Source organism: Blastococcus sp. MG754426 (assembly GCF_021699055.1).
GTDB lineage: Bacteria > Actinomycetota > Actinomycetes > Mycobacteriales > Geodermatophilaceae > Blastococcus.
Genome location: NZ_SSXC01000003.1, coordinates 58407 through 82355, shown reverse-complemented (window position 1 = coordinate 82355; position 23949 = coordinate 58407). Strand labels below are relative to the sequence as shown.

Sequence of the window (23949 nt, the reverse complement as noted above, 5' to 3'; positions counted from 1 at the left end):
GGGGAGCCCCGGTCGGCGGCGACCGGAGGAAACCCCCATGTCCCAGCACCACCCCGCGCCCGACGAGACGGTGCGCATGCGTCCTGACGGCGGGGACGGCCCCCCGCCGCCGACCGGTCAGACGCCGGCGTACGAGGCCGCTCCGGACGACACCCGGCCCGTGGGCCGTGACTGGCAGCGCGGTGCCCCCGCCGCACCGGCCACCGCCGGGACCAGCTCTGCCGAGACCGGGCCCACCGAGACCGGGCCCACCGAGACCGGGCCCACCGAGGCCGGCTCCCCCGGAACCGCTCCCTCCGGCACCACCGCCGCCCATGACGCCTCCGCCGAGGCCGCTCCGGTCCAGCAGGCGGGCAGCACCGGCACCGAGCCCGGCCGGGACGCCTCCCGCGAGGAGGACCCCGCGGGCACCGCCGTCATCCCGCCGGTGGACGACCGCACCACCGCCCTCCCGGCGGAGGACGGCGACGTCCTGCCCACGGTGCCCGTGGACCAGGGCGCATCCCTCGCGGCCCGCAGCCCCGGGAACGGGGGTGCCGACGGCCCGCCCACCGGCGACGGCGGCACGGAGGGGCCCCGCGGGCCCTGGTGGCGCCGTCGCGCGGCGCTGGTGCCGGCCGGCGTCCTCGCCGCCCTGGCCGTCCTCTACGGCGCCGACCTGCTGGTGGCCTCCGGCGAGGTCCCCCGCAACACGGTCGTGGCGGGTGTCGACGTCGGCGGGCTGGCGCCCGCGTCGGCCGCGCAGCGGCTCGAGGAGCGCCTCGCCCCCCGCGTGGTCGCCGACCACCCGGTGACCGCCGCCGACGTGACGGGGACCCTCTCCCCCGCCACGGCCGGCATCACCCTCGACGTCCCCGCCACGGTGGACGCCGCCGAGGAGCAGCCGCTCAACCCGTGGACCCGCCTGGTCACCCTCTTCTCCGACCGGGAGGTCGAGCCGGTGATCACCGGGGAGGAGACCGCGCTGCAGGCCCAGATCGAGGGCATCGCCGCCCAGGTCGACCGGGCCCCGCAGGACGCGACCATCGCGATCGAGGGCACCACGCCCGCCGTCGTGGAGCCGGTGGACGGCCGGACGCTGGACCGCGAGGGTGCGGCCGAGGCGATCACCGAGGCGCTGGCCTCCGGCGGTGACCCGAGCACGCCGATCGAGCTGCCCGTGGACGTGGACCCGGTGCGCGTCGACGCCGAGGAGGCCACCCGCGTCCTCGAGGAGACCGTGACCCCGGCGCTGTCGGCACCGGTGCAGGTCGTGAGCCAGGACGGCGCCACCTCCGTCGAGGTCCCGGTGACCGCCATCGCCGGCTCCCTCACCTTCACGCCCCAGGACGACGGCGAACTGGCCGTCGGGCTCGACCCCGAGGCGCTGGGGACGGGCCTCGGCGACGAGCTCTCCGAGTTCGGCACCCCGGCCCAGGACGCCACGTTCGAGGTGTCCGGCGACACGGTGAGCGTCGTCCCGTCGGTCGACGGCACCGGCATCGCGCCGGCCCGCTTGGCCGAGCAGCTGCTGCCCGTGCTGACCGAGCAGGCGCCGCGGACCGTCACCGCCGAGCTGGGGCCCGTGCCGGCGGAGTTCACCACCCAGGAGGCCGAGGCCCTCGGCATCCGGGAGGAGATCTCCAGCTTCACCACCAACATCGGCAACCCCGCGAGCGGCACGAACATCCGGGTGGTCGCCGAGGAGGTCGACGGGGCGATCATCATGCCCGGGGAGACCTTCAGCCTGAACGGCTTCACCGGGCCCCGCGGCCTCGCGCAGGGTTACGTGGAGGCCGGCGTCATCAACAACGGCGAGTTCACCACCGCCGTGGGCGGCGGCATCAGCCAGTTCGCCACGACGATGTTCAACGCCGTCTTCTTCGCCGGCCTCGAGGACGTCTTCCACAAGCCGCACAGCTACTACATCAGCCGCTACCCGGCCGGCCGCGAGGCGACGGTCTACTACGACTCGATCGACCTGAAGTGGCGCAACGACGGCGACACCGGCGTCTACGTGGACACCGCGTGGACCCCCGGCACGATCACGGTCACCTTCTACGGGACCAAGCGCTACGAGATCCAGTCGATCAGCAGCGAGCGCTACAACATCCGCCAGCCGGTCGTGCAGGACAAGCCCGACAGCCCGACCTGCGAGCCGCAGGCGGGATCGACCGGCTTCGACATCACGGTCACCCGGGTCTTCCGCGATCTCGGGACCGGCGCGGAGATCAGGCGCGAGGACTTCCGCACCCGCTACGCCGCCGAGCCGGTGATCAACTGCGTGCCGGTGGAACCGCCGGCGCCAGGACCCGAGGGCACCGCCCCGGGCGGCGCCCCGGCGCCGGGCGGCCGGCGCCCGTCGCGCGCCCGGGCGGCCTGACGTCCCGTCCCGACCCGCCCCGGTGGGGTGCCGCACCCGGCACCCCACCGGTCGGTGGACGCCCTGGCGTGCACACTGGGCAGGTGAGCGCCGTCCTCCCCAGCGGCTCGCCCGCCGGGGTCGGTGCGGACGAGCCCGCTGACCGTGCCGGGACGGCGGGGTCCACGCGGGCCGACGTGCCGCGCCCTTCCCGGGTGCGCCGGTGGCCGGCGGTGCTGCGGGTGCCCCTGCAGGTGCTCGGCCGCACGCTGGCCAAGGCGTGGCAGGACCGCATCATCGGGCTGTCCGCCGAGGCGGCGTTCTGGCAGATCCTCTCGGTGCCGCCGCTGCTCATCGGCCTGCTGGGCTCGCTGGGCTACCTGGGCTCGCTGATCGGCGCGGACGCCGTCGCCCAGATCGAGGAGCAGCTGCTCGAGGCCTCCGCGCAGGTGCTCACCGCCGACGTCGTCGACGACCTGGTCCGCCCGACGCTGGCCGACATCCTCGGCTCGGGGCGGCTGGAGCTGGTCAGCGTCGGTTTCCTGCTCTCCCTGTGGGCAGGCTCGTCGGCCACGGCCACCTTCATGAACACGATCGTCATCGCCTACGACCAGCGCGACGTCCGCGGCCCGATCCGCACCCGGCTCAAGGCGCTGTGGCTCTTCGTCGTCGGGCTGCTGCTGGCGGTGCTCACGCTGCCGCTGCTCGTGCTCGGGCGCGGCAGGCTGGTCGCGCTGGTCCCCCCGGACTGGCGGGGCACGACGGACATGCTCATCAACGCCGTCTACTGGCCGATCGTGGTCATCGGGCTGCTCCTGGCGCTGACCAGCTTCTTCCACGTCGTGCTGCCGCACCGGCTGCCGTGGCGGCGGCAGCTGCCCGGCGCGGTGCTGAGCCTCGGCTTCTTCCTGGTGGCCGCCCTGCTGCTGCGCGCCTACGTCAGCGACATCCTGACCGTGGCCCTGCCCTACGGGGCCCTCGCGGCACCGATCGGCGCGCTGCTGTTCTGCTTCTTCTTCGGGATGGCGGTCCTCCTCGGCGCGGAGTTCAACGCGACCATCCAGTCGCGCTGGCCCGCACCCCTGCGCCGCCACGAGCGGCGCCGGCGCGAACGGCGGCAGGCGAAGATCGACGAGGAGGCCCGCCGGCTCGGCCTGCGGTGAGGCCGGGCACTCAGTCCTTGCGGAGCTGCTCGTAGACCTCCTTGCAGGCCGGGCACACCGGGCTGCCGGGCTTCGGGCTCTTCGTCACGGGGAAGACCTCGCCGCACAGCGCCTCGACGAGGGTGCCCATGACGGCGCTCTCGGCGATCTTGTTCTTCTTGACGTAGTGGAAGACCTCGTTGGCGTTGCCGGTGTCGGAGTCGCGGACGTCCGGCCGCTCGAGGATGTCGCTGCTGCTCATGAGGCGCTCCCTGCTCGACGGTCGAGTGGTGCGGCGGGGTGCACCGCGGTGCTCCCGTACCCGCCGACCATGATGACAGGGTGCCGCTCCCGAACAGCTCCCCCCGCCCGGTCCTGTCCCCCGAGGTCGCCGACGCCCTGGCCGGCGGCCGGCCCGTCGTCGCCCTGGAGAGCACCCTGCTCGCCCACGGCCTCCCGCGGCCCGACAACCGGGCGGCCGCCGACGAGGTCGAGGCCGCGGTGCGGGCCGGCGGCGCCGTCCCGGCCACCATCGCCGTGCTCGACGGCACCCCGCACGTCGGGCTCACCGCCGAGCAGGTCGACCGGGTCTGCGCGGACCCCGACCTGGCGAAGCTGGGCGTCCGCGACCTGCCCGTTGCCGCCGCGCTCGGGATGAGCGGCGCGACGACCGTGTCCAGCACCGCGCTGCTGGCCGAGGCGGCCGGGGTGGCGGTCTTCGCCACCGGCGGCCTGGGCGGGGTGCACCGGGAGTCCGTCGAGACCTTCGACGAGTCCGCCGACCTGACCGCGCTCTCCCGCACCTCGCTGGTGGTGGTCTGCGCGGGGGTGAAGTCGATCCTCGACGTCCCCGCGACCCTCGAGCGGCTGGAGTCGCTGTCGGTGACCGTGGTCGGCTACGGGACCACCACCTTCCCCGGCTTCTACGTCGCCGACTCGGGCTCGGCGGTGGACTGGTCGGTCGCCGACGCCGAGCAGGCCGCCGCGGTCTTCGCCGCCCGCCGCGGACTGGCGCCGGGGGCGGTGGTGGTGGCCAACCCGCTGCCGGCCGACCAGCAGCTGGACCGGGAGCTGCACGACCGGGTCATCGCCGACGCCCTGGCCGCGGCGGGTGCGGCCGGGGTGCGCGGCAAGGACGTGACGCCCTTCGTGCTCGACCACCTGCACCGGGCGAGCGGAGGCGCGACGCTCGAGGTGAACGTGCGCCTGGTGCTGCGCAACGCCGAGCTCGCCGGCCGGATCGCCGCGGCGCTGGCCGCCCGCCCCGCCTGAGCGCGACCGTGATGTCCCGGGTCGTCGTGGTCGGCGACGTCGCCACCGACGTCGTCGCGGTCCTCTCCGGGGAGCCGGCCCCCGGCTCGGACCGGCCGGCCCGCATCGTCAGCCGCGGGGGCGGCGCGGGCGCGAACGTGGCCGCGCACCTCGCCCGCCTGGGGACGCCGGTCGTGCTGGTCGGCTGCACCGGGGACGACGCCGCCGGCGCCGGGCTGACCGCCGAGCTGGCGGCGGCCGGGGTGGAGCTGCGGGTGCGCACCGTGCCGGGCGCCGCGACCGGCACCATCGTCAGCCTGGTCGAGCCCGACGGGCAGCGGAGCATGCTCGCCGACCGCGGCGCGAACCTGGCGCTGCGCCCCGCGGACGTCCCCACCCCCGCAACGGGCGGCCACCTGCACCTGTCCGGGTACACCCTGCTCGACCCGGGGCCCCGCGCCGCCGGGCTGGCGGCACTGCAGGCGGCCGCGGGCGCCGGGTGCACCGTCTCGGTGGACCCGGCCTCGACCGGCCCGCTCCGCGGCTACGGGGTGCAGCGCTGGCTGGCGGACACGGCCGGGGCGACCATGGTGCTGCCCAACGCCGACGAGGCGCACCTGCTGACCGGCTGCGCCGACGTCACCGAGGCCGCGCGAGCCCTGGCCGCCCGGCACCCCGTCGCCGTCGTGACGCTCGGGGCCGAGGGCGCGCTGTGGGCGGCGGGCGGCGAGGTCGTGCACCGACCCGCCCGGCCGGCGGCCGTCGTGGACACGACCGGGGCCGGGGACGCCTTCGCCGCCGGCCTCCTCGCGGCGTGGCTGGGCACCCCGCACTGCTCCCCCGCGGAGGCGCTGGACGCGGGGCTGGCCTGCGCGGCCGAGGTGGTCGGTCGGCCCGGCGCCCGCTGACCCGCGCTCAGCCCTCGATGACCCGCCCGGGCCGGGCGGGGTTCTCCAGCACCCGGTCGGGCCGGACGTCGACGCCGCGCAGGCGGGTCCCGGGCTTCGGCGGGCGGTCGTTGGCCATGACGACGGCGATCCACGGCAGCACCGTGCCCAGGACCGCCAGGATGACCATCAGCCAGACGACCTTGTAGAAGATGGCGGCCAGGATGAGCGCCAGGGCGCGGATCGCCATCGTGATGGCGTAGCGCCGCTTCCGCCTGGCCTGCTGCTCGGCCAGGCTCGGGGCGGCCTCGGTGATGAGCACCGGCTCCGGCTTGCGCGCTCGCGGGAACTGCTGGCTCGAGGCCACGGGCACCCTTCCCTCCGCTGGCCGGTGTCCGCGGGGTCGCGCCCCGCCGGCTCCCGGACCACCCCCATGGTGCCACCGCGCGGGGCCCGGTGCAGGCGCCTCGGTCACCCCGCCGAAGCCTGCTTCGCCGCCTTCGCCGCCTGCTTCTGCTCCTGCTTGAACGCCCGCACCTCGGCCAGCGACTCGGGACCGGTGATGTCGGCGACCGAGCGCCGTGAACCGTCGGTCCCGTAGTCCCCTGCCGCCTCCCGCCAGCCGGCCGGGGTGACGCCGTACTGCTTGCCCAGGAGGGCCAGGAAGATCTTCGACTTCTGCGCACCGAAGCCGGGCAGGCCGGTCAGGCGCCTCAGCAGGGTGGCGCCGTCGCAGCCGTCGGCCCACAGCCCCTCTACCCGGCCGTCGTACCGCTCGACCAGCGTCCGGCAGACCTCCTGTGCCCGGCCGGCCATCGACCCCGGGTACCGGTGGAGGGCCGGCGGCCCCTGGAAGACCCGCACCAGCTCCTCGGGGTCCATCGCCGCGAGCTGCTCCGCCGAGAGGGTCTCGACGCCGAGCCGGTCGGCCAGCAGCCGCGGGGCCCCGAAGGCGCGCTCCATCGGGAACTGCTGGTCCAGCAGCATCCCGATCAGCAGGGCGAGCGGGTCCCTGCCGAGGAGCTCGTCGGCAGCGGGGTCCTGGGCGATGCGGAGGGTCGGCACACCGGAGATGGTGCCGTAGGACGGCCCTGGAGAGATCACCCACCGGCAGGTGGCGCGATCGCCCCGGTCAACCGGTCTTCACCGGGTCCGCCGTTGCTGTGCATCCGTGAAGCCGCTGTCCAGCACCTCGGAGGTGAGCATGACGATCGGGTTCCGTCCGACCGAGGACGGCGAGCAGATCCTCCGTGAGCCGATGCGGGACGACGAGCGCCGATGTCCTCCGCCGCGCTGCGCCTGCTCGACCGTGCACCGTGGCTCGCCCGGGCCCGTGCCGACGCCGAGCGATCGGCGGACGACGACCTGTCCGGCAGACCGACGTGTGGTTCCGCGGCGCGGTCCACCGGGTCGAGGCACCGGCAGCGAAGCCCTCACCGTCTCGTCGACGCGTGTGCTGGTCCAGCAGCATCCCGATCAGCAGGACCGACCGGATCGCCGCACAGCAGGTCAGCGGCGACCTCGTCCCGGGCGGCTCATGCCCACCGGGCGAGTGCAGTGCAGGTGTCGAGCGGAACCTCCGTGAGCCCGCTGTCGAGGACCTCGACCTGTGAGTGGAGCCGCAGGTGCTGCCAGCGTTCGACGTCCGGGTGCTCCACGAGCACGGGGAACCGCGCCGACCTCCACAGGGTGAGCCGGTCGGCCGGCATCCGCATGGCCACCAGCTGGGCAGCATGACCGGCCGCCGCGCAGGCCTTGCCCAGCGACAGGGACGGATCCGGGCAGATGGACACCACGACCGACCCCGACGGGCGCGGATCGATGGCTGCGGCCGCGTCCGGATCGGCCGGTTCCCTCCCGGTCAGCGGCAGCCTGCCGATCGCTGACGGGGTCCGCACGGTCGATCGAGGCACGAGCGCGCGCACCTCCGCACCGGCCACCACGGCGGTGATGCCGGCGACCGCCTGCACTCGCTCCCAGGCAGCGCCCCGGGCTCGGCGGCAGAGCTTTCGCACGCCGCCGGTCAGCCAACGGTCGACATCGGCGGCCCACTCGCCGCCGGGCAGCGCCCGGTCGTCGGAGAGCAGTCGGACCACCGCAACGGCGGCGGCCCGGCACACCGCCGTGCGCGACGGCGGGTCGACCTTCTCGACACGGGCGACGAGCTGCATCGCGGACTGCGTCTCGCACCGGACCACCGCGCACATCGAACCGCCTCTCCGCCACACCGCACGACGTCGTCGACGGGCCGGTCCGCCGGCCCCTCTCCGGTTCGCTCCAGCCTCACCTCAGCCCAGGGTGCAGACGTAGTAGGCGTTCTGCGGGTCGGTGTCGATCTGGCGGACCTCGACGTCGGCGAAGCCCGCCTCGCCGAGCATGCGCAGCGCGGTCTGCCGGCCCCACATGGTGCCCAGCCCCACCCCGCCCAGGCCCAGCGAGACCGGCATGCAGTGCAGCAACGAACAGGTGTACAGGAGCGTCGCCAGCGGCAGGTCGATGTTGTCGGCGACCTCGCTCGACCCGGTGATGTCCACCATGAGGAAGACCCCGTCCGGCCGCAGCGCCCGGGCGATGGCGGCCAGCACCTGCGCCGGCTGCGCCTGGTCGTGGATGGTGTCGAAGGCGGTGATCAGGTCGAAGTCGTCGGCGTGGTCCAGCACGGCCACGTCCTGCACCTCGAAACGGGCGTTGGGCAGCTCCCAGCCGGCTGCCTCGGCCCGGGCCCGGCCGATGGCCTCGGTCGAGAAGTCGTAGCCGACGAAGCGGCTCGCCGGGAAGGCCCGGGCCATGAGGTTGACCGCGTGGCCGGAGCCGCAGCCGAAGTCCGCGACGTCGACGCCGGCCGTGAGCCGCTCCGGCAGACCCGGGACGAGGGGCAGGATCGTGTCGAGCAGCGAGGCGTCGTTGACGGCCGCGCTGTCCTCGGCCATCACCTCGTGGAACCGGCTGAACGCCGAGTAGGGCACTCCCCCGCCCGAGCGGAACGCCTCCACCACCAGGTGCTCCGCCTCGGCGAGCATCGGGATGTACCGGCACAGCCGGGCCAGGTTGTCCGGTCCGGCGGCTCGGGTCAGCACGGCGGCGTGCTCGGCGGGCAGCCGGTAGCTGCGCGACGACGCGTCGTGCTCCACGACGCCGGCCACGGTCAACGCGGCGAGCCACTCGCGCACGTAGCGCTCCTGCAACCCGGCGGCCTGCGCGATCTGCTCCGACGTGGCGTCGTCCAGATCCGCCAGCACGTCGAACAGTCCCAGTTGGTCGCCGATGCTGCACTGCAGCACCAGGCCCGCCGCATCGACCGCGCCGACCATCCGATCGGCGAACGCCGCCGCGCGCCGCTCGTCCGTCGGGCGCTGCTGCGTCTGGGTAGTGGTCATGGTCCGCTCCGGGGGATCCGCGCTCGAGCAACCGCTCGGCTGCTCGGGCCGACGCTAGGGCGGGCGCGGACCGCGGCGCTTCGGTGCGAACACCCATCCGCGCGGGACGCGGGTGAGTGTTCCCGCGTACTCCCGTCAGACCATGCGGTGCTCGACCGCGTACCGGGTGGCGGCGGACCGGGAGGTGACGCCGAGCTTGGGGTAGAGGTTGGCCAGGTGCCGCTCCACCGTCCGCCGGCTGATCGTGAGGGTCGCGGCGATGCCGGCGTTGGGCAGCCCTTCCGCGAGGAGGCGCAGCACCTCGCCCTCCCGCGGGGTCAGGCGGGACCGCGCCGGCGCGGCAGACCGGCCGCCGAGATCCGACCAGGCGGGACGGGCGCGCAGCCGGGCGAGCACCTGCGCCGCCGCTGCCTCCTCGAACTTCGCGCTGGCCCGGTCGCCCAGCGCCCGGTAGCAGCGGGCGAGCAGCTGCCGGGTGCACGCGGCCTCGTAGGGCGTGCCCAGTTCCTGCCACCGACGGCAGGCGGCCCGCAGGGACGGCAACGCCTCGGCCGGGGATCCCCGTGCCAGCGCGACCGCACCGGCTGCGGTGTCCGACAGCGGGACGACGAGGGACTGCGGCCAGGTCCGGCCGAGCTCGTGCAGCTCCTCCGAACGCCGGTGCGCCTCGGGCAGGTCGTCCGCGGCGCAGGCGATGCGGACGGCCGCCGCCAGCAGGCGGGCGCGGTGGTGCAGGTGGCCTTCGGTCCTGGCCAGCAGCGCCGTCCGCACCGCAGCGCCGGCGGAGGCGACATCGCCGCGGTCGAGCTGGAGGAGGGCCAATCCGGGCTGCGGGTCGGCGCCGCGCCGGTGCGCCTCCGCGAACGCCGCCTCGGCCCCGAACCGGTCCCCCGTGATCAGTCGCACCTCCCCGCGGACCAGCCAGGCCGCCCCGACCGTCTCCTGGCACAGCTCGTGCAGTTCGCGGCAGGTCCGGTCCAGCGCCGGCTCGACCCGCTCCCACTCACCGGACAGCTGCCAGAGCCGGGCCCGGTACACGCGGCACGCGCCGGTGAAGAGCACCGCCGCCGGCAGCGAGTCCAGCCACTGCTCGGCGCCCTCGAGCCAGAGGCGCATCCGCGCGACGTCACCGACCCGCTCGGCGACCTCCATGGCCATGCAGAAGGCGTTGCCCAGCCACTCCGGCGACAGGGCCTCGGCGTCCAGCCCCACCATCGCTTCGTCGAGCAGCGTCATCCCCTGCCGGACCCGCCCCGTCCCGACGAGGGCGTACCCCTCGGCGACGAGGGCGGCCAGCGCCAGCGTCCGGTCCGGGTGCCGGTGCGACAGCGCGACGATGTCGCGGGCCGCGACCAGAACGCCCTCCGGCGAGGCCTGCGGCAGGTTGTACTCGACGTCGCGGTAGAACGCGACGTACCCGTGCGCCGGCGACTCCGGGACGTCGCGCAGCAGCCGCCCGGCCCGGTTCATCCAGCCGGAGCCGAGCGGGAGCTGCCCGAGGAGCAGGTGGTGCATCGCCACGTCGAGGGCCGCCAGCGCAGCCGCCTCGATGCGGCCGGCGTCCATCAGTTGCCGGTGCGCCCGGGCGACGAGGCGGACCGACTCCTGCGCCAGTCCGCACCACCAGCTGGCCTGCGCCGCCGCGACCAGGTCGTCGGGGGAGCTCAGCCGTCCCTGCTCGGCCGCGCGCGCGAACGCCTCCCGGGCCGCAGGCCAGTCGCCGCCCCGGGAGGCCGCCCGCGCCGCGTCCAGCGCCGGCCCCGCCGTGGCCATGCCGCCAGTGTCGACCCTGACGGCGTCGTAGGGCTACGCCTTCACCGCCACGGCGCCGACGACGGCGCGTCACCTGCTCCCCCGCCACTCCGAGTGCCACCTGGATCACGCCGGTGACGACGGCCACCGGACCGGACACGTCGATCCTCGGGCTCTCGGTCCCGTCGTCCTGACGGTCGGGAGGTGCCCGGTCCGGGCACGGCGTACCCCGTACCGCCGGTCGTCGCGGGGATTCGTGAGCGCTCCGCGACCGGAGCCGTGAAACCGGCTCCCCCTTCGGCTCGTGGGGGACCAGACTGTCCGGCAGGACCGTGCCGGGCCCGGTAACCGGCACGGCAGGCCTCCGACGCTGAGGAAGGTCCGCGATGGACTCCGACATCCCGATCCTGTACTACCGGCCCGGCTGCCCCTACTCCACCAGGCTCCGGGCGCAGCTCACCCTCGCTCGCGTGCCGCACCGGTCGGTGCGGTTCCGCGACGACGAGGAGGGGGCGGCCGAGGTACGGGCCCGGCACGAGAAGGGGTACGAGCTCTCGCCGACCGTGGTCGTCGGGGACGAGCACCTGACCAATCCCTCGGTCCGGCAGGTTCGCGAGGCGATGGCGCGCCGCTGACGCGCGGCACGACCGATCGCCGCCGTACGCCTGCTCGTGTGCAGAGCCGGCGACCCGTCCCCCGACCCACGCGCCGACCGGTCCGAACCGCTCCGACCGTTGCCATACTCGGAACCGTGGCCGCGCCCCCACCCGCGGAGCGCCCGCGGTTGAGCGAGCTGATCTCGGCGATCTCGTTGGCCATCGATCTGGCCACGGGTCAGCCGATGGAGCACGCGCTGCGCACCTGCCGGCTGGCGACCAGCCTCGCCCGGGAACTCGGCCTGGATCCTGGGACGACGAGCGACGTGTACTACGTCGCCCTGCTGCGCTTCCTCGGGTGCACGGCGGATGCACCGGAGATGGCGCACCTGGCCGGGGGTGACAACCTGGAGTTCTTCGCCGGCTTCGCACCGGTCTACATGGGCTCGACCGCAGAGGGCCTCCGCGCCGTCGTACGAGGCGCGGGCCGGGGGCAGCCGCCGGCCCGACGGGCCCGGCTCGTGGTCGAGACGCTGCGGGCCTCCCGGTCGGAGGTGTCGCACTGCGAGGTGGGCGCCCGGCTGGCTGCTCGGCTGGGCCTCGGCAGCGGTGTGGTCGAAGCACTCGGGCACGCCTACGAGCGGTGGGACGGTCGGGGACTGCCCGACGGGTTGGCCGGCGAGGCGGTGCCGATCGCCGTCCGGGTGGTGGTCGTCGCGCGCGACGCCGTGCTGTGGCAGCGGTTGGCCGGCGCGCAGGTGGCCCTGGACGTGCTGGCGCGCCGCCGGGGCGCCGCGTACGACCCAGCGGTCGTGGACGCCGTCCCGGTCGTCGGTCTGCCCGACGACGGCCGCTCGCCGTGGGATGACGTGCTGGCGGCCGAGCCCGCGCCCGTGGCCCGGATGGACCCCGACGGGGTGGACCGCGCGCTGGCAGCGGTCGGTGACTTCACGGACCTCCGCTCCACCTGGACCCGGGGCCGCTCGGCGCAGCTGACCCGCACGGTCGGGCGGGCCGGCGAGGCGTGCGGCCTCGCCGGCACGGATCTCGCCACGCTGCGCCGTGCTGCGCTGGTTGCCGACGTCGGCACGGTCGGCGTTCCCGCGGGCGTGTGGCAGCACACCGGTCCCCTCGACGTGGCTGCGACCGAGCGGGTGCGGCTGCACCCCTACCTGTCGGAGCGGGTGCTCGGCCGGTGCACCGGCCTCGAGGCCGTGGCCGCCGTGGCCGGTGCACACCACGAGCGGCTCGACGGATCCGGCTACCACCGCGGCACGGCGGGCGGCCGGCTCTCGCGGTCCGCCCGCCTCCTCGCGGCGGCCGACGTGTGGACGGCCCTGGGTGAGGACCGGCCGCACCGGCCGGCCCTGTCGCCGGCACGCGCCCGCGACCTGCTGTGGGCGGAGGCCACCGGGGGGCGCCTGGATCCGGCGGCCGCAGAGGCGGTGCTGGCCGCGTCCGAGGGCACGACCGTCCACCGGTCGATCCCCCGGCCGGCCGGGCTCTCCGACCGCGAGGTCGAGGTGCTGCGCCTGATCGCCCGCGGCCACTCCAACCGGGAGGTGGCCGGCCGGCTGTGGATCTCGGCGAAGACCGTCGGCCACCACGTCGAGCACATCTACGCCAAGGTCGGCGTCAGCACCCGGCCCGCGGCCGCGCTGTTCGCGATGGAGAACGGCCTGCTGGACGAGTAGGGCGTCCGTCCGATGCGTCGGACCACCGCCCGGTCGGCGCTGGGTGCCTCCGACCGTCCGCGGGGAGCACCCGATGACCCGCCCGGACCGCGCACGCCCGCGACGATGCCTGGTCCTCGATCCGCCCGGCCGCTGCCGTCACCCGGCCAGGAAGGCGAGGACCTCCCGGACCACCAGCTCGGGATCGGTGAGCATCGCCACGTGCCCGTGGCCCTCCAGCCGGGTGACTCGGGCGCCGGGCAGCGCCGCAGCCACCCGCGCCGTGCCCTCACGCAGGTCCGGCGGGCTCTCCGTCCCGTCCAGCAGCAGCGTGGGGACGGCGGAACGCGCGAACCGGGCGGGGTCGAACCGGTAGGCGGCCGACACCTCCTCCTCGCGCACCGCCGTGTGCGCCGCCGCGACCCGCGCCGCCCACGAGGGCAACGTCCGCGCCCGGGCCAGCTGGTCATCGGTGAGTCCGGCGACCTCGCGCAGGAAGACCCCCACGGCCTCGTCCCGGCGGCCCCGCGCCACCAGCTCAGCCACGCGCCGGCGGACCTCCGGGGGCGCGGCCACCTCGATCGGCGGCTCGTAGAGCACCATCCGCCGCATGCCCGAGGTCCGCAGCGACGCCTCCAGCGTGCACAGGGCTCCTTGCGAGTGGCCGAAGACGTCGACCGGCCCGCCGATCGCGTCCACGACCGCGGCGACGTCGTCCGCCTCGGCCGCCAGCGAGTAGTCCGGCGCGTCGCCGCTGCCGCCACGGCCGCGATGGTCCATCGCGTGCACGGTCACGTGCGGCTCGAGCAGCGGCGTCATCACCTCCCACCGGGTGTGGTCGGCGGTGGTGCCGTGCACCAGCAGCAGGTCGGGCCCGGTTCCGCTCGTCCACCAGGCGATGGCGGTCCCGTCCCGGGACCTCGTGCTCCGTGCGATCGCCCCGGGCGTGGTCCGCGTGGTCATGGCTCCTCCTCGTCCGTGATGCCTGACAGGACCCAGCGTCGCCCCGACCCGTGCTCGAGCACATCGGGCGAACACCCCATCCGCCGTCGGGCGGGTGGCCGGCCGGTCCCGGAGCGGAGAGCCTCCGTCGCATGACCCGCGAGAACGTGCTGTGCATGGGCGTCGTTCATCCCGCTGGCGAGACCGCCAGCACCCGGGCGACTGGGCGGACCCCGACGGAGGCGCACCGGCCCGCTGCAAACCAGGGGCCCGTCCGGGCCTCGACGAGCGCAGGGCCGTCGAACGGCAGCCCCCTCGGAGCCGTCACCGGGGTGCCGCCTCACACCGTTCCGGGGCGGCGAGCGAGCCACCGGGGGCGCTCCGCCTCGTCGTCCCTCTCCCGGTACTCACGGCTGATCGCGATCGCCGTGCGGCGGGCGCGCTGACCGGCGGCGACGAGCAGCCCGGGCCGCATCCCGAAGTTGACGAACCGGAGACCCGGCAGCGCGGGCTGCTCGTCCTGGGCCACCGGGAGACCGTCGCCGTCCAGCACGTCGAGGTCGCCCACCAGCGGCTCGAGCCCGGGGCGCAGGCCCGTGGCAGCGATCACCGCGTCCACCCGCAGGCTGCTGCCGTCGGCCAGGTGCACGCGGTCGCGGCTCAGCCGTTCGACCGCCGCCACCACCCGGATCCGGCCGGCCCGCAGGTCGTCCACGACCTCGCGGTCGACGATGGCCGGCCCGGCGTCGAGCGGCCGGCGCTGGCGGGTGAACGGCCCCTCGTCCGGTGCGGGCAGGCCGACGTCGGTGAGGTCGCCGATGGTGCGCCGCTGCAGCGGCCGCACGGCCGCATCGGCCACCCGTGGTGGCAGCCGGCGCAGCAGGTGCACCGCCGGGTCGCCGGGCATCCCGGCCACGGCGCGGGGCAGGATGTTCGGGGGCCTCCGCACCGACAGCCAGACGCTGCGGGCGCCACCGCGCGCCAGGTCGTGCGCGATCTCCAGCCCCGACGAGCCGGCCCCCGCCACGAGCACATCGCATCCCGTGAACGGGGCCGGGTCCCCGTAGCCGGTGGAGTGCAGAGCGCGGATCGAGGATCGTTCCGCGCCCCACTCCGAGGGCACGCACCCGCGGGACAGCAGCCCGGTGGCGACGACGACCTCGCCGGTGCGCCGGTCCCCGTGGTCGGTGACGACCCGCCACTGGCCGCGATCGTGGGTCACCCGCCGCACGCGGACGCCCGTGCGGACGTCGATCCCGGCCGCGGCGGAGTACGCCTCGAGGTAGGCGATCACGTCGTCCCGGCCCGGGAACGTGCCGGCCTGGCGGGGCATGCGCATCCCCGGTAACCCGGAGAAGGTACGGCCGCTGTTCAGCCGGAGCCCCCGGTAGCGCCCGCGCCACGCGGCGCCGACGCCGTCCCCCTGCTCGAGGACGACGGCCGGCACCCCGCGGCGGCCGAGGCCGGCCGCGGTGGCCAGACCGGTCGGCCCGGCCCCGATCACCACGACCGGCAGCGTCTCCTCGGACTCCGTACCTGCTGTGCGGCTCCTCATCACCGATGACCTCTCGCCGGTCGGACTGCCTGCGGTGAGTCCGCAACCGCCTCGCGCACCGCGTCGGCGACGGCGCGCGGTCGGTCGAGGACGGCGAAGTGCCCGGCCCGCTCGATCCGGACGGTGCGCAGCGTCGGCCGGCGGCGCTGCATGTCGGCGTGCAGCTGCGCGTACCAGGGACCGCTGTCCTCGGCCAGCAGCCAGGTCAGCGGGACGGGGCAGGCCGCGACGTCGCCGGCCCTCACGTGGTGCATCAGGATGCCGCTGGGATGCGGGTTCAGCTCGGCGAGCATGGCGTCCGCGCAGTTCAGCAGGTCTCCGCGGACCTCGGCCGGTGCGTCGTCGAAGGAGTTGCCGCCGGAGCGCCGGGTGCTCACCCAGCGGAAGAAGTGCGCCGCGGCCTCGCGGCGTCGACCCCGTGCCTGGCGGATCTTGGCGCCGAGGAGAGCGGGGACCAGCCCGTTCCACGGCCTGCGCAGGCCGTGGAAGGGCGCCTCCAGCACCACGACGGACCAGACCAGGTCCGGCCGCTGCGCGGCCAGGGCCAGCGCGAGGTTGCCACCACTGCTCCAGCCGAACAGCGTGGCCGGCGTGCGTACCACGCGTTCCAGCACCGCGGCCAGGTCAGCCACGTGCCGTCGGGCATCGGCAGTGGGACTGCCTCCGGACCGCGGGAACCCGCGGCGGTCGTACCGGATGACCCGGTGCTCCTGGGCGAGCATCCCGGGCACGGATCCCCACGCCGCCGGCCCGGTCGCCGCACCGTGCACGAGGACGATCGGGGCGCCGGATCCCTGCTCCTCGTAGGCCAGACGGGCGCCGTCGAGCGAGAGCATCTCCGTGGTCATCGCGGGTCCACCCCCAGCGCGACCAGCGTGTCCTCCCCCACCGTCCAGGCGTCGTGCCCAGGGGGGATGCGGACGGCGTCGCCGGGTCCGCTCTCCAGCTCTTCGCCGTCGTCCATCCGGGTCCCCATCCGTCCGGACACCACGAAGAGCACGTGGTCCTCCTGGCATCTCCCCGTGCCCTCGAGCGGTCCGACGTGCTGTGAGTAGCGCCAGCCGGGTCCGGCGGTCAGCTTCCACGCCGTGTACTCGCCGACGGCCCCCCAGGCGAGGTGGCCGTGCTCGAACTCCTGCACGGATCCGGCGCCGGTGTCCAGGTTCGTGTGCTCCAGCATGCGTCCTCCCATGGATCCGGATGCGCATCCTCGGCTCCCCGCAGGATCAGCCGGGTGGGATGTTGTGGTTGACGTGGAAGAGGTTCTCGGGGTCGTACCGCCGCTTGACCTCGACCAGCCGTCCGTACTTGGCGGGGCCGAAGACGGTGCGTGGGTCGACGGCCCGATGGCCGGCGGTCTCCTGCCCCAGGAAGTTCAGGTACTGGCCGCCGGTGGCGAACTCGTCCATGTCCGCGGACAGGCCGCGGACGAAGGCGACCCGGTCGCCGTCGGCTGCGGCGTCGTCCCAGAAGCCGTACACGTTGAGCCAGAAGCGAGCCGCTCGGTTCGGGAACGCCGTGGCATCCTCGGGCACGCGGCCGAAGGCGCCACCGAGGTGGTGGACGTCGAAGGCCGTGCCGGTCCAGGTCTGCTCGCGGCCACGCCGGGTGAGGACGTCGATCACCTCGGCGTCGAGCCGGTCGAAGGAGGCGTTGCGCCAGTAGGCACGGACGCCCTTCGGCACCAGCCCGTCGAGGACCGACTGCCAGTCGACCCACCGGTTGTCCCCGATCTCCTCCTGGTCCGGCGGCGCCAGCTCGCGCAACCGCCCGACGACGGCCTCACCGGCCGCCCGGTCGGGCGAGGACCAGGCGAACCCGACGATCAGGAGCGGATCGTTCCCCATCTCCATGGCCGGTGGTGGCGTCAGGGTCGTCGTGATCATGGTCATCTCGTCGGGCAGGTCCCGCGTCCACCGCTCCAGCGCCGCCCAGGCCTCGGGCCAGCGGTCCTGGCCGTACACCAGGTTGCCGCTGAAGACCTCCGGCCCGTGCCGGTGGGCACGGAAGGTGAAGGCGGTGACGACGCCGAAGTTGCCGCCGCCCCCGCGGAGGGCCCAGAAGAGGTCGGCGTGCTCCTCGGGCCCGGCTGTCAGCAGCTCGCCGTCGGCGGTGACGAGCTCGGCGGACAGCAGGTTGTCGGCGGTCAGCCCGTGGGGCCGGGTCAGCCAGCCGACCCCACCGCCGAGGGTCAGCCCGCCGACCCCGGTGGCGGACACCACGCCCAGCGGCACCGCCAGCCCGTAGGGCGCGGTCGCGGCGTCGACGTCGGCCAGGGTCGATCCCCCCTCGACCCGGACGGTCGCGCTGTCCGGGTCGACCGACACCCCGTTCAGGTCGCCGAGGTCGAGCACGATCCCGTCATCCACGGTCCCGTTGCCCGCCACGTTGTGACCGCCGCCCCGGACGGCCAGGTCCAGCCGGTGGTCCCTCGCCGCGCCGATCGTCGAGACGACGTCGTCGACGTCGGCCACCCGGACCACCGCGGAAGGACGCCGGTCGATCATCGCGTTCCAGACCGCGCGGGCCTCGTCGTACCCCGGATCCCCCGGAGCGGCCACGGCGCCGTCCAGCCGTCGACGGAGGAGGTCCACGTCGTCCTGCACGAGTCGCGTCGGAGACATGGCCCCTACCCCTCGGAGTGGACGACGTCCAGGTTGCGGAACACCGGCTCGCCGTCGCACAGGGCGGCGAACTCACGGGACATCGCGTCGGTCTCGGCTCGCTGGGAGTTCTGCATGGCCGCGTCGTACGACGGGAACCGGACGATCAACCGCCAGGCACCGGGATCGTCGCGGTCGGTGCACAACCACGTCGCGTCGGCCGTGCCGTTGCCGGTCGCATCGCCCGACCACCGCCGAGCGAGCTCGAGGAGCTCCTCCCGGCGGGACGTGCGGAATTCGATGAGCTGGATGTACATCTGTCTCTCCCTTCTGCCGAGCGCCCTGGCTGTCAGAGGACATCGAGGGCCGTCTCGATCGGCAGCGGATCGGCCGGCGGGTCGCGCACCGGCGAGGGCTCCGCGGACGGACCGGCACAGCTCCTCGAGCTGTCCACGGGTGGAGCTCCCCCGTGTCGCACGTCCCGTCCTGCCACCGGCTGCGGGCGCGGAACGTGGAGGCGCCCAGGCCCGGGTCCTCCTCGATGGCCTGGGCCGTCCCGGTCAGCGCCCGGACGTCGATCCCGATGTCGATCCCGTGGTGGTCACGGTGTCCTCCCTGTCGGCCGGGACAGCAGTCCGGAAAGGACCGCCTGCCACCAACGTAGGAACGACGCCGGACCGGCACATCGGTATCTGCACGGGCATCGGGCCGGGCGCGCACGGGCTTCGCGGCCGCGGATACCTAGAACAGATCGGCGTCGGCGGTGCGTGCGACCGCCTCGGCGCGGGTGGTGACGCCCAGCTCGGTGGAGCTCCCGGCCACGTGGTGCACGACGGTTCGTGGTGACGGGTGCAGCACCGCGGCGATGCCGGCCTCGCTCCGGCCTCCCCGGACCGGGGTCACCCCCTCGAGCTCCCGGTCGGTGAGGTGAACGGGGGTGGTCCGGGTCGACCGGAGCGGTCCGCGTGGCACGGTCGGTCCGACCGCGCGATCGCGGTGATCGCGAGGACTAGGCCGACCCACCCTGCAGATGGCGGACGACCTCCTCGAGTTCGGCGGTCGGCGAGACGTCGAGGTACTCGCAGTCCTCCAGTGCTTCCGGTGCGTGCCCGGGCGCCCAGTAGAAAGCCTGCCCGGCCTCGTAGGTGGAGTCGCCGTCCTTGGTGTGCATGCGCAGCCGGCCCGAGATCATGTAGCCCCAGTGCGGGCACGGGCAGAGGTCACCGGGCAGGCCGGCCAACGCCGGCCGGAGATCCGTGCCGGCGGGGACCCGGACCCACGCGATCGTGTTCTCACCGGCCTCGTCCTTCCGGAACTCGAGACCGCCCCCCTCGATGGCCATGGGCAGGTCCGTGCGGTTGATGACGCGCATGTCGTCTCCTCGGTTCGGGCGCCGCGGCGGGCACCGGGTCAGGGCTGGATGTTCTGGTTCAGGCGGAACACGTTGTCGGGGTCGTAGCGACGCTTCACCTCCCGGAGGCGGTGGTGGTTGGCGCCGTAGTTGGCGTCGGCGCGCACCTGGTCGTCGGCCGAGGCGAAGTTGACGTATCCCCCGGCCTCGGAGTGCGGGGCGATCGCCGCGTGGTAGTCGCGGACCCACGCGGTGTTGCGCTCGTTGTCCGCGGGGTCGGGCCACATGCCGGCGATGACCGGTGCGAACGAGGCGTCGCGGTGCCCGAACGCCGTCGCGTCCGCCGCCACGTCGTGGACGGCGCCGTCGATCGGGTAGAGGTGCACCGTCGAGTTCACCGTGGGCACCCTCGGCCCGTGCTCCATGTGCGCGGCGATCGCGTCGTCGGTCAGCTCGCGCACGAAGGCGGCCTTCCAGTAGTGCTGGAGACCCGGCGGGACGAGCCCGTCGAAGGCGCTGTTGAGCGCCGCGTACGGCATCTCACCGACGTGCTCGGCCACCGGACGGGCCACCTCGCGGAAGCCGTCGATGATCCGCTCGCCCTCGGCCGCGGGTCCGGTCCAGCAGGACACCACGGCGACGAACGGCTCACCGACCCGGTTCTCCGGCACGAACGGCAGCGGCGGCGCGATCTGGAAGGCAGGGAAGCCGCCGTACTCGCGCGGCGCCGTCCGGATGAACTCCCGGAAGTGCCTCAGGATCGCCGGACCGTCGGACAGCTCGAAGAACATCGGTCCGCCGTAGATGGCAGTCACCGGGTGCAGCCGGAAGGTGAACCGGGTCACCACGCCGAAGTTGCCGCCGCCTCCTCGCAGTGCCCAGAACAGGTCCGGGTGCTCGGACTCGTTGGCCGTCACCACCGATCCGTCGGCGGTCACCACCTCGGCCTCGACGACGTTGTCGCAGGAGAGCCCGTAGCCGCGGCACAGGTAGCCGATGCCACCACCGAGGGTCAGGCCGCCGACCCCCGTCGTGGAGACGATGCCGCCGGTCGTGGCCAGACCGTGCGCGGCGGTGACGTCGTTGAAGCGGCCCCAGGTGGTGCCGCCCCCGGCCGTGGCGGTGCGCATCGCGTCGTCGACGTCGACCGACTGCATCCCGGACAGGTCCGCGACGACCGCGTCGTCCGCCGTGCCGAATCCGGGCACGCTGTGCCCGCCGCCGCGCACGGCCAGCAGGCTGCCGCTCTCGGCGGCGCAGCGCACGGTGGCCACGACGTCGGCCGTGCTCGCGCACCGGACCACGACCGCCGGATGTGCGTCGATCATGGCGTTGTAGACGTGCCGGGCCTCCTCGTAGCCCTCGTCCCCCGGCCGGATGACCGGTCCGCTCACCCGCGCCGACAGACTGTCGAGTGCTGGCATGGCCATGACTCCTCCTCGAGGTGTGGGACCTCGACGCTAGGGACGGGGGCCTCGCCCCACATGACCAGATGTGCGCGACCCGCCCGGCGGATCCGCATGGTCAGTTCTGGCCATCGACGCCGGCGCGGGTCGGGGCTAGCGTCGGGTTCGTGTCCGGTTGGGCGCCACCTCCGCTGCCGGCGCGCTGGTCGGCAGCAGCGCGCCCGTCCTTCGTCGGCCGCTGGGCGGAACTGGCCACCCTGGAGGAGGTCTGGTCGGCGGTCCGCGCCGGGAGCCGCCAGGTGGTGTTCGTCGGCGGAGAACCGGGGGCCGGCAAGTCCCGCCTGCTGGCCGAGGTCGCGACGGCGCTGCACCGCCACGGCGCCGCGGTGCTCGTCGGCACCTGCGCCGCAGAGTTCGGTCCTCCCTACCAGCCGTTCGACGCTCCCCTCGGTGCGCTGCTGGGCACGCGGGAGGACCGCCGGCACGACGAACGGCTGTCGACCCTGGCCGGGCGCAGCCCACCGGAGGACGCCGACGCTCCCTCGCACGCACACCGACGGACGCTGTACGACGCAGCGGTGGATGCCGTCTGCGACGTCGCCGCCCGGCAGCCGCTGGTCCTGGCGCTGGAGGACCTGCACTGGGCCGGGCCGTCGTCCCTGCAGTTGCTCAGCCACCTCGTCGAGCGGACCGCGGACCACCCGGTGCTCCTGCTGGCCACCCACCGCACCACGGCTCCGGACCGGTCCGCGGGCCTGGTCCGCACCGTGGCCCAGTTGCACCGGCTGGACGGCGTCCGCCGGCTCGACCTGGCCGGGCTGGCCGCCGAGGACATCGCGCAGTACCTCGTGCAGGAGGGCCACCTGTCCCCGCGTGCGGCACGCCGTGCCGCCACGGTGCTCCGGGACCAGACCGGCGGCAACCCGTTCTTCCTGCGGGAGTTGTGGCGGGACCACTCCGCGCGGATCGGGTCCGGCCCCTACCCGGAGATCCGCCGGGCGCCGGCCTCGGTCCGCGACTCCGTCCTCGACCGGCTGGAGCGGCTCACGGCACCGGGCCGGCAAACCGTCGAGCTGGCCGCGGTCATCGGCGAGGACGTCGACGTCGCGACCGTTCTCGTGGCGGCGGAGTGGAGCCGGCAGACCACCCTGGCGGGGCTCGACGAGGCCGTCTCGTTCGGGTTGCTCGAACCCGTGCCCCCGACCGACGACGTGCTGCGCTTCCCCCACGCGCTGTCCCGCCAGGCGGTGCTGGACCTGATGCCGGCCTCGCGGCGGCTGAACCTGCATGCGGCGGTCGCACGTGCGGTCGAGTCCACGGTCCCGGCCTCCGAGCGGCGTACCCGGCAGCTGGCCTTCCACTACGCGCAGGCGCGCGCCCTCGGCCATGCCGGGAAGGCCGTGCGGTACCTCACCGCAGCCGCCCGGTCGGCGGTGCGCGGCCTGGCCCACGAGGACGCCGCGGCATGGTTCGAGCAGGCTGCGGCCCTGATCGACGACGGCACGGAGCGCAACCGGCTGCTGCTGGCGGCCGCCGACAGCCACCTCCTGGCCGGGGACTTCGCCCACGCCCGCGCTCTCGCGGAGCAGGTGGCGCTCGACGAGGTGGACGCCGGGGAGCGGCTGGCCGGTGCCGTGCTGTTCGAGGACGCCTCCTGGCGCCCCGGCCTGCCCGGACACCGTGCGGTGCAGCTGCTCGCCGACGCCCTGGCGGGGATCGCACCGGACCCCGACGATCCCCGCTACGTCCGCGGCCTGGCGAGCCTGGGCCGGGCCCTGGCCTTCACCGGCGCCACGGAGCAGGCCGGCACGGTAGGACGGCGGGCGATCACGCTGGCCCGGGCCCACGACGACGAGCACCTGCTGGCGGACGCGCTGCAGGCCAGTCTCTGGAACGGCCTGCGCCCGCAGGACGCCCCGGACAAGTTCGCTCGTGCGGGAGAGCTGTCCCGGCTGGCCCACCGGACCGGCGCCCTGGGACACCTGGGCCCGGCGGCCTACTACCGGGGGGTCATCTCCTACCTCCAGGGGGAACCGGCGGCCCTCGTCCAGGCCCACGACGACCTGGCCCGGGTGGCCCGGGGCACCGGCCAGACCTTCTTCGACTACATGGCCGGCTGCATGAGCTACGCCCGGGAGTTCATGGCCGGGGAGTTCGCCGCGGCGCACCGCACGTGCGGCCTCCTGCTCGAGCTGGGCACGTCGTTCGGCAGCGACGACACCGAGGGCCCGTGCGCGGTGCAGAGCTACATGATCCGGCGGGAGAGCGGGGAGATCGAACAGGTCCGGGCGCTGATCACCGGCGCTGAACGGCCGGAGGACCACTGGGCGCCGGGCCTGCTGGCCCTGTACACCGAGCTGGAGATGGTCGGTCCCACGACGCGGCTCCTGGGCTGGCTGCTCGACGGCCGCCTGGCTCCGCACCGGGACTCGGCCCAGTGGCCTTGCGTCCTGGCCTACGCGGTCGAGGCGGCGCTGTTCCTCGGGGACGAATCCGCCGCGAGAGCGCTGCGGCCGATGGTGGCCGAGTACGCCGGCACCAACCTCGTCGCCGGGCAGTTCGTCGCCGTGTTCGGGAGCGCCGACCGTTTCCTCGGCGCTCTGGAGTCGCTGCTGGGCGGTCCGCGAGCGGCGGATCTGCTGGCCGCGGCGCTGGACATGGACAGCCGGATGGGCGCCACGGTGCACCAGGCGCACACCCTGGCGGCGCAGGTGGCACACGCCCGACGCATCGGCGCCGCCCCCCGCACCGTGGAGGAGCTCGTCGAACGGACCCGGGAGCTGGCAGAGCCGCTCGGGCTCCGGCGGGTGCTGCGGCTGCTCGGCGGATCGCCGTCTCGCGGGCCGGGCCGTGGGACCGCCGGGCTGACCTCCCGGGAGACCGAGGTGCTGCAACTGCTCGGGGAGGGCCTCCCCAACCGGGAGATCGCCCAACGGCTGGTCATCAGCGAGAACACCGCCGCGAACCACGTCCGCAGCATCCTGATCAAGACCGGGTCCGGGAACCGGACCCAGGCGGCGATGTTCGCCGCCGCCCACGGAATGCTCGACTAGCCCGCCGGCCTCCCATGGGA

General features: G+C 74.8%; 22 protein-coding genes. 7 read left to right on the top strand and 15 right to left on the bottom strand.

Features of this window, described 5'->3' with window-relative positions:
* The first annotated feature begins 37 nt into the window (after window positions 1–37).
* Together E9549_RS02765 and E9549_RS02760 are read left to right on the top strand one after the other, a co-directional pair.
* Window positions 38–2362: a VanW family protein gene (locus tag E9549_RS02765; protein WP_236825048.1), complete on the top strand. Its 2325-nt coding sequence runs from the start codon at window positions 38–40 to the stop codon at window positions 2360–2362.
* Between the two features lie 83 nt (window positions 2363–2445).
* Window positions 2446–3504: a YihY/virulence factor BrkB family protein gene (locus E9549_RS02760; protein ID WP_236825047.1), complete on the top strand. Its 1059-nt coding sequence runs from the start codon at window positions 2446–2448 to the stop codon at window positions 3502–3504.
* A 10-nt stretch (window positions 3505–3514) separates the two neighbouring features.
* On the opposite strand, the gene E9549_RS02755 is transcribed toward E9549_RS02760, so the two are convergent.
* A complete protein-coding gene (locus E9549_RS02755) occupies window positions 3515–3745 on the bottom strand; it encodes a DUF3039 domain-containing protein (protein ID WP_236825046.1) in 231 nt (76 codons plus the stop codon).
* Window positions 3746–3825: 80 nt separating this feature from the next.
* Between E9549_RS02755 and E9549_RS02750 the strand changes: the two genes are divergently transcribed.
* Both E9549_RS02750 and E9549_RS02745 read left to right on the top strand, forming a co-directional pair.
* Window positions 3826–4755 carry a pseudouridine-5'-phosphate glycosidase gene (locus E9549_RS02750; protein WP_236825045.1) on the top strand — a complete coding sequence of 310 codons (930 nt, stop codon included), beginning with the start codon at window positions 3826–3828 and terminating at the stop codon, window positions 4753–4755.
* An 11-nt stretch (window positions 4756–4766) separates the two neighbouring features.
* Complete coding sequence (locus E9549_RS02745; RefSeq protein WP_236825044.1) at window positions 4767–5642, top strand: carbohydrate kinase family protein; 876 nt, start codon at window positions 4767–4769, stop codon at window positions 5640–5642.
* A 7-nt stretch (window positions 5643–5649) separates the two neighbouring features.
* On the opposite strand, the gene E9549_RS02740 is transcribed toward E9549_RS02745, so the two are convergent.
* The 5 genes from E9549_RS02740 to E9549_RS02720 all read right to left on the bottom strand — a co-directional run bounded on the left by E9549_RS02740 (window position 5650) and on the right by E9549_RS02720 (window position 10771).
* Window positions 5650–5994, bottom strand: a complete 345-nt coding sequence (locus E9549_RS02740) for a DUF3099 domain-containing protein (RefSeq protein ID WP_236825043.1) — start codon at window positions 5992–5994, stop codon at window positions 5650–5652.
* 98 nt (window positions 5995–6092) lie between these two features.
* Entirely contained in the window at window positions 6093–6686 is a 594-nt protein-coding gene (locus E9549_RS02735; RefSeq protein ID WP_236825042.1) for an HhH-GPD-type base excision DNA repair protein, read from the bottom strand.
* Window positions 6687–7156: 470 nt separating this feature from the next.
* A complete protein-coding gene (locus tag E9549_RS02730; protein WP_236825041.1) occupies window positions 7157–7792 on the bottom strand; it encodes a hypothetical protein in 636 nt (211 codons plus the stop codon).
* Between the two features lie 117 nt (window positions 7793–7909).
* A complete protein-coding gene (locus E9549_RS02725; RefSeq protein ID WP_236825040.1) occupies window positions 7910–8998 on the bottom strand; it encodes a class I SAM-dependent methyltransferase in 1089 nt (362 codons plus the stop codon).
* Between the two features lie 135 nt (window positions 8999–9133).
* Complete coding sequence (locus E9549_RS02720) at window positions 9134–10771, bottom strand: LuxR family transcriptional regulator (protein WP_236825039.1); 1638 nt, start codon at window positions 10769–10771, stop codon at window positions 9134–9136.
* 365 nt (window positions 10772–11136) lie between these two features.
* Between E9549_RS02720 and E9549_RS02715 the strand changes: the two genes are divergently transcribed.
* Both E9549_RS02715 and E9549_RS02710 read left to right on the top strand, forming a co-directional pair.
* The gene (locus tag E9549_RS02715; protein WP_236825038.1) at window positions 11137–11385 is read left to right on the top strand and encodes a glutaredoxin domain-containing protein; all 249 of its coding nucleotides are present in this window, start codon (window positions 11137–11139) and stop codon (window positions 11383–11385) included.
* A 116-nt stretch (window positions 11386–11501) separates the two neighbouring features.
* Complete coding sequence (locus E9549_RS02710) at window positions 11502–13040, top strand: HD domain-containing phosphohydrolase (protein ID WP_236825037.1); 1539 nt, start codon at window positions 11502–11504, stop codon at window positions 13038–13040.
* A 138-nt stretch (window positions 13041–13178) separates the two neighbouring features.
* On the opposite strand, the gene E9549_RS02705 is transcribed toward E9549_RS02710, so the two are convergent.
* The 9 genes from E9549_RS02705 to E9549_RS02665 all read right to left on the bottom strand — a co-directional run bounded on the left by E9549_RS02705 (window position 13179) and on the right by E9549_RS02665 (window position 20900).
* Complete coding sequence (locus tag E9549_RS02705) at window positions 13179–13982, bottom strand: alpha/beta fold hydrolase (protein WP_236825036.1); 804 nt, start codon at window positions 13980–13982, stop codon at window positions 13179–13181.
* Window positions 13983–14301: 319 nt separating this feature from the next.
* Window positions 14302–15516, bottom strand: coding sequence for an NAD(P)/FAD-dependent oxidoreductase (locus E9549_RS02700; RefSeq protein WP_236825035.1), 1215 nt, complete (start codon window positions 15514–15516; stop codon window positions 14302–14304).
* Window positions 15516–16364: an alpha/beta fold hydrolase gene (locus tag E9549_RS02695; protein WP_236825034.1), complete on the bottom strand. Its 849-nt coding sequence runs from the start codon at window positions 16362–16364 to the stop codon at window positions 15516–15518. The genes E9549_RS02700 and E9549_RS02695 overlap by 1 nt, the downstream gene beginning before the upstream one ends.
* Window positions 16361–16696, bottom strand: a complete 336-nt coding sequence (locus E9549_RS02690; RefSeq protein WP_236825033.1) for a hypothetical protein — start codon at window positions 16694–16696, stop codon at window positions 16361–16363. Before E9549_RS02690 ends, E9549_RS02695 begins: the two co-directional genes overlap by 4 nt.
* A 46-nt stretch (window positions 16697–16742) precedes the next feature.
* Window positions 16743–18140: an FAD-binding oxidoreductase gene (locus E9549_RS02685; protein WP_236825032.1), complete on the bottom strand. Its 1398-nt coding sequence runs from the start codon at window positions 18138–18140 to the stop codon at window positions 16743–16745.
* 5 nt (window positions 18141–18145) lie between these two features.
* On the bottom strand, window positions 18146–18436 hold the full coding sequence (locus E9549_RS02680; RefSeq protein ID WP_236825031.1) for a hypothetical protein: 291 nt from the start codon (window positions 18434–18436) through the stop codon (window positions 18146–18148).
* A gap of 424 nt (window positions 18437–18860) precedes the next feature.
* The gene (locus tag E9549_RS02675; protein WP_236825030.1) at window positions 18861–19091 is read right to left on the bottom strand and encodes a hypothetical protein; all 231 of its coding nucleotides are present in this window, start codon (window positions 19089–19091) and stop codon (window positions 18861–18863) included.
* A gap of 37 nt (window positions 19092–19128) precedes the next feature.
* Window positions 19129–19491, bottom strand: a complete 363-nt coding sequence (locus tag E9549_RS02670) for a hypothetical protein (RefSeq protein ID WP_236825029.1) — start codon at window positions 19489–19491, stop codon at window positions 19129–19131.
* A 38-nt stretch (window positions 19492–19529) separates the two neighbouring features.
* On the bottom strand, window positions 19530–20900 hold the full coding sequence (locus E9549_RS02665; RefSeq protein ID WP_236825028.1) for an FAD-binding oxidoreductase: 1371 nt from the start codon (window positions 20898–20900) through the stop codon (window positions 19530–19532).
* Window positions 20901–21043: 143 nt separating this feature from the next.
* On the opposite strand from E9549_RS02665, the gene E9549_RS02660 reads away from it, so the two are divergent.
* Window positions 21044–23929, top strand: coding sequence for an AAA family ATPase (locus tag E9549_RS02660; protein ID WP_236825027.1), 2886 nt, complete (start codon window positions 21044–21046; stop codon window positions 23927–23929).
* The last annotated feature ends 20 nt before the right edge of the window (window positions 23930–23949 follow it).